The 12,028-nt window shown below is 32.6% G+C and carries 11 protein-coding genes; 2 read left to right on the forward strand and 9 right to left on the reverse strand.

Annotated features, from left to right (window positions below):
- Nucleotides 1–33: 33 nt before the first annotated feature.
- The 8 genes from groES to ACH2BV_RS06875 all read right to left on the reverse strand — a co-directional run bounded on the left by groES (nucleotide 34) and on the right by ACH2BV_RS06875 (nucleotide 6,482).
- Nucleotides 34–309 carry a co-chaperone GroES gene (groES, locus tag ACH2BV_RS06840; RefSeq protein WP_395049976.1) on the reverse strand — a complete coding sequence of 92 codons (276 nt, stop codon included), beginning with the start codon at nucleotides 307–309 and terminating at the stop codon, nucleotides 34–36.
- 123 nt (nucleotides 310–432) lie between these two features.
- A complete protein-coding gene (gene secG / locus ACH2BV_RS06845; RefSeq protein ID WP_395049977.1) occupies nucleotides 433–777 on the reverse strand; it encodes a preprotein translocase subunit SecG in 345 nt (114 codons plus the stop codon).
- A gap of 3 nt (nucleotides 778–780) precedes the next feature.
- On the reverse strand, nucleotides 781–1,632 hold the full coding sequence (locus tag ACH2BV_RS06850; RefSeq protein ID WP_395049978.1) for a tetratricopeptide repeat protein: 852 nt from the start codon (nucleotides 1,630–1,632) through the stop codon (nucleotides 781–783).
- 55 nt (nucleotides 1,633–1,687) lie between these two features.
- Nucleotides 1,688–2,191: an LptE family protein gene (locus ACH2BV_RS06855; protein ID WP_395049979.1), complete on the reverse strand. Its 504-nt coding sequence runs from the start codon at nucleotides 2,189–2,191 to the stop codon at nucleotides 1,688–1,690.
- 58 nt (nucleotides 2,192–2,249) lie between these two features.
- Nucleotides 2,250–3,506, reverse strand: coding sequence for a sigma-54 interaction domain-containing protein (locus ACH2BV_RS06860; protein WP_395049980.1), 1,257 nt, complete (start codon nucleotides 3,504–3,506; stop codon nucleotides 2,250–2,252).
- Between the two features lie 83 nt (nucleotides 3,507–3,589).
- Nucleotides 3,590–3,961 carry a GxxExxY protein gene (locus tag ACH2BV_RS06865; protein WP_395049981.1) on the reverse strand — a complete coding sequence of 124 codons (372 nt, stop codon included), beginning with the start codon at nucleotides 3,959–3,961 and terminating at the stop codon, nucleotides 3,590–3,592.
- 107 nt (nucleotides 3,962–4,068) lie between these two features.
- Nucleotides 4,069–5,514, reverse strand: coding sequence for a tRNA (N6-isopentenyl adenosine(37)-C2)-methylthiotransferase MiaB (gene miaB, locus ACH2BV_RS06870; RefSeq protein WP_395049982.1), 1,446 nt, complete (start codon nucleotides 5,512–5,514; stop codon nucleotides 4,069–4,071).
- Between the two features lie 722 nt (nucleotides 5,515–6,236).
- Nucleotides 6,237–6,482, reverse strand: coding sequence for a helix-turn-helix domain-containing protein (locus ACH2BV_RS06875; RefSeq protein WP_395049983.1), 246 nt, complete (start codon nucleotides 6,480–6,482; stop codon nucleotides 6,237–6,239).
- A gap of 109 nt (nucleotides 6,483–6,591) precedes the next feature.
- On the opposite strand from ACH2BV_RS06875, the gene ACH2BV_RS06880 reads away from it, so the two are divergent.
- On the forward strand, nucleotides 6,592–8,454 hold the full coding sequence (locus ACH2BV_RS06880) for a site-specific DNA-methyltransferase (RefSeq protein WP_395049984.1): 1,863 nt from the start codon (nucleotides 6,592–6,594) through the stop codon (nucleotides 8,452–8,454).
- A complete protein-coding gene (locus ACH2BV_RS06885; protein WP_395049985.1) occupies nucleotides 8,455–11,025 on the forward strand; it encodes a DEAD/DEAH box helicase in 2,571 nt (856 codons plus the stop codon).
- Nucleotides 11,026–11,273: 248 nt separating this feature from the next.
- Here the strand turns inward: ACH2BV_RS06885 and ACH2BV_RS06890 are convergent, their stop codons facing one another.
- Nucleotides 11,274–12,023, reverse strand: coding sequence for an MIP/aquaporin family protein (locus ACH2BV_RS06890; protein ID WP_395050004.1), 750 nt, complete (start codon nucleotides 12,021–12,023; stop codon nucleotides 11,274–11,276).
- Nucleotides 12,024–12,028 lie beyond the last annotated feature (5 nt).

Genomic DNA, 12,028 nt, shown 5'->3' on the forward strand with positions numbered 1-12,028 from the left:
CTTACTACTTAATTCTTTGAACTTAATACCTAATTACACAACCGCAAGAATATCGTCCTCACGCATAATCAAATAATCTTTTCCTTCTAGTTTCAATTCTGTACCGGCATATTTTCCGTAAAGAACAGAATCTCCAACTTTTACAGTCATTTCGTGGTCTTTTGTGCCTTTTCCAACAGCAACAACAGTTCCCTTTTGTGGTTTTTCTTTTGCGTTATCCGGAATAAAAATCCCTGAGGCAGTCTTTGTTTCAGCAGCTACTGGTTCGATAAGAACACGGTCTGAAAGCGGTTTGATATTTAAAGCCATAATAGTTTGTATTTTTTTATTTTGATGTATTTTAACCGTGCAAAAGTAGTTAAAATTTGACGTTTATGCACAAAAAAAGCGTTAACAAAATGCTAACGCTTTTAAATATTATGATGTAAAAAATTATTTTGCTGGAGTTGTTCCGACAGGTGCATTTTGAACAGGTGCAGCTGGAGTTGTAGTGCTTGAAGCAGGAGTTTCGGTTTTGTCAATAATTTTTGAATCACTTTCGCCTAATGATCCTCCAAAACTTAAACTTGAAAGTAAAATAAGTACAATTAATATTGCAGCTAATGTCCAAGTGCTTTTATCTAAAAAGTCTGTAGTTTTTTGTACACCACCAATTTGTGTAGAACCACCTAATGATGAAGAAAGCCCACCACCTTTAGGGTTTTGAACCATTATTACTACTACTAGTAAGAAACAAACTATTGTTATTAAAACTAAAAAAATTGAAAATGTGCTCATTGTTTAATTATTATTTTGTTGTAAAATCTTAATATCCGAGATTCGGTCTGCAAAGAAACTACTTTTTTCTGGATATTTCAAAATTAATATCTCATAAGCTTGTATCGCTTTTTGATATTTTTTTTGCTCCAAGTAAACTCTTGCTAAAGTTTCGGTCATTAAGTAAGAATTATCTGTTTTATTTGTTTCAAAATAAGTGGCTGATTCTGTACTTTGCTTTATTGGAGAAATCTTTGGACTAGCTTCAATAAATTTATCAATCAATTCCGCTTTTTTCTTTTTGTCCTCGTCCAATGCAGCTGTTTTAGAAATAACTTCGCTTACTTTTTCTCTTACTATTGGTTGAGTTCGGGAAAGTTGGAGCCATTCTTGAAAAGAATGTTTTTCGTTTATGGAGAAACCCAAAGGTTTCCCAATTTCCAGATTTTCTTCTGCTAATTTTGTATTTTCATCAACTTCAATAGGAGTAGCTCCTTTTATAGTAGTAAGAATGGATTGTTCTAAGGTATTTATTTTTGGCTCAAGCCTTATTTCAGGCTTAATTACTTCTGAATCAACAACGTTGATGTCTAGAAGTTCTAAAATTTTCTTGTCGTATAATCCTTTTTGGATAGCGACAAAAGTGTCTGAAGTGATGAAGTCAAATAAAACGGTTCTGTCAGTAGTGTGCGCAGCCGTAACTTTTAAAGCATAATTATATCTGAAACTATTTTCATTAAAAAGCCCTTTCAATCGCAAAGCTCTGGCGCTTTGAAAAAACGGAAATTCATCCAGCACTTTCCCCAAGGCATCTGTTTGCTTCTCGTTGATAGCATCTGGTTTATTAATTAGATAAGTATAATCGGTTACGTTCATTTTAAGATTTAAGATTTTAACTGCCACCTGAGTCCTGCTATCTGCCAACTTACTTTTACCATTTTGCTAATGATTCGTTGAAGATATCTTGGGTGATTCTTTCGAAAATCACTTTTATTGCGTTATCCTTTGTTGTTCCTGTAAGTTGTTGTGCTGCTGGATAATCGTAAAAAAATTCGAACGGTTTCTCAAAATTATCGGCTTCTTTATTTTTATTGGTAAACCTTACATTTACTCTGATTGTCAATCTGTTTTGTGCAGCTTGAATATCGGCAGTCGCCATCATTGGAGATATTCTGTAATCTGTAATTTCTCCTTCGTATGTTAAATCACCACTATTTTTCACCATATTTAGGTTGGTTTGATTTTGGATAAGGTCTTGCAATGCCAAGGTAAAAGTTCGGTCAATCCCTGGTTCAATCAATTCGGAATTGTTTGGAAAATAATTTACTTGAAAAGTTTTTGCATCAATTTTACCAGTTCCAGTGAAGTTATAAACCGAACATCCACTGAAAGTAAATAGTAGTGTAAGAGTAATGATATAGTGTAAGTGCTTCATTTTATATTTAAAAAGTGCGCGCCAGTTTGATAGCGCTCGGGTCAAAGATATTCAATTTTTAAAGATCAAACTGTTTTATTTTTCGATACAAAGTTCTTTCCGAAATCCCCAATTCATCGGCGGCAGCTTTTCGTTTTCCTTTATTTTTATCCAAAGATTTTTTTATCATTTCGATTTCTCTTTGCTCTAATTTCAGAATTTCTTCTTCTTCAACTGTTTCGGCAAATTGGTAATTATCATCTTGCTCCTGATAATTATTTTCGTTGTTTTGTGTCGTGATTACTCCAGTTCTTGGCTCTTCTTCAAAATCTATTTCGCTGTCATCTTCGTTGGAACCATATATTTTTTTGATAAGATTTGAATTTGTCTCCTGAACTTTTGTGACGCCGTTTTGCATCAATTCCAAAGTCAATTTCTTCAAATCATTCAAATCACTTTTCATATCAAAAAGCACTTTGTACAGAATTTCTCTTTCGGTGCTAAAATCATTTTTGCTTTTCTTGTCCTTTATAACAGAAGGCAAATTACTTGCTTCCGAAGGTAAGTAGGATTGCAGTGTTGCTGCGTTTATGTCGCGATTAGTTTCTAAAACCGAAATTTGTTCAGCTACGTTTCGCAACTGTCTAATGTTTCCACTCCAACGAAATTTTTGCAATAACTGAACTGCATTTTCGTCTAGTTTAATCGGAGGCATTTTATATTTTTGGGCAAAATCTGCAGCAAATTTTCTGAACAGTAAATGAATATCGTCTTTTCTGTCGCGCAAAGGCGGCAAAGTAATGTCCACAGTGCTCAATCTATAATACAAATCTTCTCGAAATTTCCCTTTTTCGATGGCGTCAAACAAGTTTACATTGGTTGCAGCCACAATCCGAACATTTGTTTTTTGCACTTGTGAAGAACCTACTTTTATAAACTCGCCATTCTCAAGCACACGAAGCAATCTTACTTGCGTTGTCAAAGGCAATTCGCCCACTTCATCAAGGAAAATGGTTCCACCATCGGCAACTTCAAAATAACCTTCACGAGTTCCAGTTGCGCCTGTAAAAGATCCTTTTTCGTGACCAAAAAGTTCACTGTCAATGGTTCCTTCCGGTATGGCTCCACAGTTTACGGCGATGTATTTTCCGTGTTTTCTGTGAGAAAGAGTATGAATGATTTTCGGAATGCTTTCTTTTCCAACACCACTTTCACCCACCACTAATACCGAAATATCAGTTGGTGCCACTTGAATGGCTTTTTCTATCGCACGATTGAGTTTCGGGTCGTTCCCGATAATCTCGAATCGTTGTTTTATTGATTGAACTGTTTCCATAGTTTTTTGTTTAACACAAATTATTTTTTGCCACGAATTTCACGAATTTCACGAATTTTTTTAACTGTAAATATTTTTGAAATTTAAACAACAACTCTTTTGTGTTGAAGCGTTTTAATATTAAAATTTGCGATTATTCCAATTTGACTTTCAGCTAAAACCATATAATTCAATGTTTGAGTTAGATGTTCATTTATAATTTCTTTTAGCGCTTTTACCTCAAAAATAATTTCATCATAAACTACAAAATCTGCATAATATTTATGTGAAATTGGATGTCCTTTATATATTATAGAAAATGGTTTTTCTCTTTCATAGGGAATATTGTTAATCTTGAATTCGATTTCCAAAGCATCTTTATATATAATTTCAGATAATCCGCCACCTAAAACTCTATGAACTTCCATACATAAGCCTATGATTTTGTAATACTCTTCTTTTTTATATAACTCCATATTTATTGTTTTTTGCTACTGATTTCAATAATTCAATAGTTTATAAATTTTTTTAAAATTAAAAAAAGAAATTCGTGCTAATTCGTGAAATTCGTGGCGAACTTTTTTTAATTCGTCTCACTCAATCCAACTGCTTCACCAATCAAAGTTCCACTGGTGCAACTCGTAATTTTCACATTTACAAAATCACCAATTTTATAATTCTCTTTCGGGAAAACCACCACAATACTTTGTGAGTTTCTTCCAGACCAATCGTTTTCTGATTTTTTTGAAACTTTTTCCACCAAAACTTCCACAGTTTGATCCACGAATTCCTGAGTTCTTATTGCACTGTGTTTTCTTTGTGCATCCACAATTTCTTGTAATCTTCGCAATTTTGTAGTTTCCGGAACGTCATCTTCCATTTTGCGTTCGGCAAGTGTTCCCGGACGTTCAGAGTAAGCGTACATATAACCAAAACTGTATTTCACGTATTCCATCAAACTCAAAGTATCTTGGTGATCTTCTTCAGTTTCAGTTGGAAAACCTGAAATCAGGTCTTGGGTAATGGAACAATCCGGAATGATCGTCCTGATTTTATCAATCAAAGTCATATACTGTTCCCGAGTGTGCAAACGGTTCATTTCCTTAAGGATTCTGTTGCTTCCCGATTGAACCGGCAAGTGAATATGGTTGCAAATATTCGAATGTTTCGCAATCACGTGCAACACACTTTCGTGCATATCTTGAGGATTTGAAGTCGAAAACCGAATGCGCATTTTTGGAAAACCAACAGCCGCCATTTCAAGTAATTGATCAAAATCAACCGCAGTTGCTTTTTGCATTTCGGAAGAATTGATAAAATCTTTTTTCAGTCCGCCGCCATACCAAAGATAACTATCCACATTCTGACCCAAAAGCGTAATTTCCTTAAAACCTTTGTCCCACAAATCCTGAATTTCTGCTATAATGCTTTGCGGTTCACGGCTGCGTTCGCGACCTCGGGTAAAAGGCACCACGCAAAACGTACACATATTATCGCAACCACGTGTGATGGAAACAAAAGCTGAAACGCCATTCGAATTCAATCGAACGGGTGAAATATCGCCATAGGTTTCATCTTTCGACAAAATCACGTTAATCGCATCGCGACCTTCTTCGACTTCTGCCAATAAATTGGGCAAATCTTTATACGCATCAGGACCTACAACAAGGTCAACAATTTTTTCTTCTTCCAGAAACTGACTTTTCAAACGTTCTGCCATGCAACCCAAAACCCCAACTTTCATCTTCGGATTGGTGCGTTTCACGGCGTTGTATTTCTCTAAACGTTTACGGATTGTTTGTTCCGCTTTGTCCCGAATCGAACAGGTATTTACCAAAACCAAATCAGCTTCTTCAAGGATTTGCGTGGTATTATATCCGTTAGACGATAGGATGGAAGCTACGATTTCGCTATCCGAAAAATTCATCGCACAGCCGTAACTTTCTATAAAGAGTTTCTTGGTATTCTCCGGTTTATAATCTAAAACGAGGCTTTCGCCTTGCTTGCTTTCTTCAATAATCTTTTCCATAGTCACTTTCAAAAGTGTGTTTTAATAAGAATGCAAAGTTACAATTATTTGAATCAATCTGACAAGATGTCAGCCGAAGAATTAACAGTATTTTAAGGCGTTTTATTATAAGAAGCATTCTCCCGCTTTCTGTTACAAGTCCTCGCAAAAAAGTAAAGTTTCCAAAGTCCTAAAAAGAGCTTCCGTTGGTCGCTTTTTTAGAACAGGAAACTTTTACTTTTTTTGCTCTGGGCTTTTCACTTCAATCGGGGCTAGGGTGTTTGATTAAAAAAAGGATTAATTTCTTATGAAATCAACCCCGATTAGTATGTTTTTTAGAATAAAAGAATGCTGCATTTAGCAGGGTTTGTTCACATTGTAGTGTTTTGAAATTGATTCGATGAGAGGGTATTGATTTGTATTTTTATCAAAACAACACTCATATTGGTTTGGATTTTCATCATTTCATCAATAGTATTGCCTTGTTTTTTATCGAAAAGAATGTGTTTAGAAAAAACTAGACTATTGGAATACGGCAGTCATTAGAAAATTTTTCTGAAATGGAGAAAGTAAAAATAGTTCCGTTGTATGCGATTATGAATTTGTTGCTCTCTTGAATGTGAGCAATATTCGCATTATAAAAGAGCTTCCGATGGTGGGGTTTTTAAGTTTTATAGTTTTGACAATTTTTTGATAGTTGTCGAAGTAATGTACTTAAACTATTTTCAAAAACACATTAGAAATCATTTACTATTAAATCCTTCTGAGAAAAAATCCTCAAGTGAAATTTTAAATATTTTACATATTCTAACAAGGCTTGTAAATCTAATATCTTCGCCTTTTTCATATCTGCCCCATTGACTTCTAGTTATGTTATTGTCATAAGCAAAAATCTCATAACTGGTGTATCCAGCTTTTTTTCTTAAACTTTTAATTCGTTCAGCTAGAATTAAAACTTCTTTAGATTTCTCTTTTTTCTCTTTGACCATATTAAAAATATATGACTCAATATTAGAATATAGCCTTTAATTAAATAACCTTTAATTAATACCCCTTTAAATAAATGTTTTTTATATTTTTGAAAACAATTATACAAAGATGAAAAACCTAACATTACAAGAAAGAGAATTTTTAATTGAGCAACTTGCAAAAGGTTCAAACATTCCAGACGATTTTAAAGAAAAATTATTTCCAACTACACAAAAAGAATACGAACTTCGTTATGCAGGTAAAATGCGTAAAGAAGATCTATTGGCTGACCAAGACGGCACTTTTGCAGTGCCTTTGCAAGTTGAAAAAATCTACAACGGAAAAAGAGAAGTTTTTGCTGATGGTTGGAGAAATATGTTAGTTTTTGGTGATAATTTGCAATTCCTTAAAACCATATATAAAAACGAAGACCCTCTAATTAAGGACAAAGTAAAAGGAAAGGTAAAACTTATTTACATTGACCCGCCTTTTGGCACTTCATCAGATTTTGAAGGAGATAGTGGGCAAAAAGCATATAGCGATAAGTCAAAAGATTCTGATTTTATTGAATTTATAAGAAGAAGATTAATTTTTGCGAAAGAAATACTTTCAGACGACGGTTCAATTTATGTTCATTTAGATTGGAAAAAAGCACATTATATTAAAACGATTTTAGATGAAATCTTTGGGGAGAATAATTTTAGAAATGAAATAATTTGGACTTATACAGGGCCATCTGCACCAGGTCAAAAACAATTCTCAAGAAAACACGATGTTATTTTTTGGTATACAAAATCAACAACAAAATGGATTTTTAATAAAGATGATATTAGAATGCCATACCACGATACAACAGCAGGAAAATTTGAAAGTGAAAGCACAGGTTTTGGAGGTACTATTGCGGATTTATCATTAGGAAAAATACCAGAAGATTGGTGGTATTTACCAATAGTTTCAAGAATAAGAACAGAAATTTTAGGCTACCCTACACAAAAGCCTGAAATTCTATTGGAAAGAATAATAAAGGCATCTACCAACGAAAATGATATAGTTTTAGATTTTTTTGGAGGTAGCGGAACTACTTGTGCAGTTGCCGAAAAATTAAACAGAAAATGGATAACTTGTGATATTGGAAAATTTAGTTTTTATACAATACAAAAAAGATTGTTGAATATTCAAAACTCTAAAAATTTTGATGCTAAAAAGAAAGCATATAACAAACAAGCAAAAACATTTGTTACAGTAAACACAGGTATTTATGACCTTGCAAAAATGCAAGAACTCAATCAAGATAAATATATTGAATTTGTTTTACAACTTTTTGAAGTAGCCCCAAAAAAATCAACCAAAAAAGGATTTACTTTTCACGGAGAACGAAAAGACGGCTACCCAGTTATTGTTTGGGATTACCTAAACAGTTTAAACAGTAATTTAGATATTTTCTTTTTAGAAAACTTACACCAAACTTTAGGCAAAAGTGTTTCTAAAAGGGTTTACATCATTGCACCAGCAAACGCAGTCGATTTTATTAGTGATTTTTACGAAATAGACGATGTACGCTATTATTTTCTAAAAATTCCATACCAAATAATCAAAGAATTACATCCTAAAAATTTTGCTAAAATTCGTCAACCTCAAAACAAAACAAAAGTAAATGATTTAGAAAACGCTATCGGTTTTCATTTTAGTTTACAACCTGATGTTGAATCAAATTTTGAAAACGAAAATATTATTATAACGAAATTCAGTTCAAATTTTAGAGAAGAAGACACAAACAAAACACTCCAAAATTTTGAAAGTTTAAGTATGGTCGTTATTGACGACAATTTTAACGGCGATGATTTTATGATGAGTCATTGTATATTCAAAGATGACATTGGGGAAAAAGAAAACAATTTGCAAATTCCATTAGAAAAATTCGGAGAAAAAATATGCGTTATTTTTATTGATATTTATGGTAACGAGTTCAAACAAGTATTAAAAACAAACTAAATGGTAGGTAAAAAAATATTCAACACACAAGATTTAGTTTTAAAAGTCGATTCAAAAAGTTACGACCCAATTAAATACCCATTAGTTGATTGGGATAGATTTTTAGATATACTTTGCACAAATAGAGAATACCAAAAAACAGCTATAAAAACAGCAATTCATTATCTAATATCTTCAAAGTACAATACTATCGAAGATATGGTAAAAGAAAACTACAATGCTAATGAACAACTGCAATTACGTTATAAAAGCGAAAAAGAATATTTATCAAAAATTCAAATTCCTCACAAACTTTCAGCTTGTATTGACCTAGCAACAGGAACAGGAAAAAGTTATGTAATGTATGGCATTGCACAAATTGCGTTAGGTTTAGGAATTGTCGATAAGGTTTTAGTGTTAGGTCCGCCAAGTTTAACAATAGAAAGAGAACTAACAAAAAAATTTAACGCTCTTTCAACAGATGCAACTTTGAAAAATGCCATACCACAATCTGCCAAAATTAGTAACCCAACTATAATAAATGCAGACCAAACAATAAAAGATGGTTGTATCGCAATAGAAAATATTAATGCCGTTTATACAAAAACAGGTTCGTCAATTTTTGATAGTTTAGCCTTTGGTAAAGGCGAAAGATGTTTAGTTTTGAATGACGAAGTACACCACGCTTATAATAAAGTTGAGGGGAACACAAGTGAAAGTAAAAGTGTGAAAAAATGGAAAGAGTTTTTGTTAGACCAAACATTTAATTTTAAATATATATTAGGTTTTACAGGTACTTCTTATATAGAGAATGATTATTTCAACGATGTTATTTATCGTTTTTCATTAAGAACAGCAATTGAAAACAAATTCGTAAAAAGCGTAAATTATGTTGTCGAAAATGTAGATGCCAATGAAAACGAGAAGTTCCAAAAAATATTACAGAACCATAAACGAAATAAACAGGATTACTCAAATCTAAAACCGCTTACAATACTTATTACAAAAGATATTAAAGTAGCAAAAATGTTAAAAACTAGATTAGTAGAGTTTTTAGTGGAAAAAGGAGAAGGTTCAGAAAGTTATATTAGTAACGACAAAGTTTTAATTGTAACTTCCGACAAAGACCATAAAGCCAATATTTTAAAGTTACCATTAGTAGATAATATAGACGAACCCGTAGAATGGATAATTTCTGTTGCAATGCTTACAGAGGGTTGGGATGTAAAAAATGTTTTTCAAATCGTTCCAATGGAAGAAAAAGCATTTAATTCAAAATTACTTATAGCACAAGTATTAGGTCGTGGGTTGCGTATTCCAAATGGATATCCATTTGCAGAGGTAACCATTTTTAACCACGATAAGTGGAGCAAAAATATAAAAGATTTGGTTGAAGAAATTTTAGAGATGGAAGCCAAAATCAAAAATAGTGCAATTTTAGAAGGAAATAGAGCACAATATCATTTTACATTGCATAACATCGACTACGAAAAACAAACCATAGAAAAAGAAATAGAAAAAGACACAAAAGTTTACAACTATAATGATTACATCAATTTTGTGTCAGAAATATTCGAGCAAAAAACAGAAACAAAATTGGTGCAAATTGGAGGTAAAGAATATCCTATACAATACAACATCGAGAAAGAAAAATTTTTAGTCAAAGATATTGTTATAGATATTGTTGAAAAATTTAAAACAAGAAAATTAGAAAGGATTACTCTGAAAATTGACGAAAAAGAATTTACAACAGAAAATTTGCCCGATGATTCTATAATTGAAAAAGTATTAAAAAATTCAATGTTAAAAGCAGGAATTGAAGGAGATTATATAGGAAAACGAAATCGTGATGCTGTTTATTCAGCATATAACACACTATTACGAAAAAAACCTAAAAGCATACAATTGGTAAGAAAGCCAAATGATTTAACACAAATTAAAACTCAAAACAGAGAACACGAAAGTATATCAGTTTTAGGCTTAAAAAACGAGTATTCAATATTTTATTCAAATGATTACGCTAATGAAATCGTTATTAGTGATACTCTCGTAGCATTAGAAGAAGTAATTCAAGATGACACTTTGCCAAAATATGCAACACCAGATAGCATAATTAGTTTTCTTTTTAAAACCCCAATAGATTTGGTTTTCACATCAAGAACACCCGAAAGAAAATTTGTTGCAGAATTAGTAAAAAAAGAAAACGCAAGTAAATTAACAAGTTGGATGAAATCAAAAAATCAAAGTTTTTACTCAATAGAATACTCACTTACAAAAGGTTCACATACTAATAGTCATTTTTTTAATCCCGACTTTTTTATTTTAATCAAAAAAGATGATATTGAATATATTTCAGTTGTTGAAATAAAATCAGATAACGACGATAGCGAAGAAAATAAGCAAAAAAACAAATATGCTATAGAACATTTTGAAGAATTAAACAAACAACTTGAAGAACAAGGTATAAAACAAAAATATCTTTTCAATTTTTTAAGTCCAAACTATTACAGCGAATATTTTACATATTTACAAGATGGTAGATTGTTAAATGGTAGTTTTACAAGCGATTTAGACAAACAACTTAATGAATAACGGCTATTATATATTTGAGAATATGTGTTGTGTCAATTAGGAGTTATTAGGATGACTTTTTCAATGGAGGTATAATGTTGTTTTATTGGATATGTTATTTTGCAAAAGTATTGCGGTAAAACTTTGGATGAAATGATTGCTAATAAAAAGTCTTTGGGTTAAAGAAATAATTCCAGACAACAAAAAGAATATTGATGAAAGCAATTTTAGAAGTACAGATGTTTTGAAGTCTAGCATTTAACTTTTTTTTACTGCAAAACCAAATACAAACCAGCCGCCAAAGCCGCTCCAATAATTGGCCCAACAATAGGAATCCAAGCATAACTCCAATCGCTGCTTCCTTTTACAGGCAAAATAGCGTGCATAATTCGTGGTCCTAAATCTCTGGCAGGATTAATAGCGTAACCCGTTGTTCCGCCCAAAGACAATCCAAGAGCCCAAACCAAAATCGCCACTGGCAAGGCTCCAATGGTGCCAAGACCAATTTTTGCCGTTGAATCAATACTTAAAGTAAGTTCAGGACCAGCGATATAAAATATCACAAAAATCAAAACAAATGTTCCAATGATTTCACTAGTCAAGTTAGAGAAAGTGTTTCTAATGGCTGGGCCAGTACAAAAACAAGCGAGTTTTCCACCTTCATCTTCGGTAATGGCAAAATGGTCTTTGTGAAACAACCAAACCAAGAATGCACCAAGCATTGCACCAATTAATTGAGCAAGAATATAAATTCCAACTTGGTTCCAAGCAAATTTTTCTGCTATCGCCAAAGCAATTGTGACAGCGGGATTCAAGTGTGCGCCGCTTATTGGCCCAGCAACCGTGACGCCAACAAATACGCCAAATGCCCAACCGGCTGTAATAACAATCCAACCTGAATTGTTTCCTTTTGTTCCCGATAAAACCACGTTTGCAACTACTCCGTTACCTAATAAAATAAGAAGCATTGTACCAATAATTTCTGCTATAAATGGAGTCATATTTTTTGAATTTTGAATTATTT

The sequence above is a fragment of the Flavobacterium sp. genome, assembly GCF_043780635.1.
In the GTDB taxonomy this organism is placed as follows: domain Bacteria; phylum Bacteroidota; class Bacteroidia; order Flavobacteriales; family Flavobacteriaceae; genus Flavobacterium.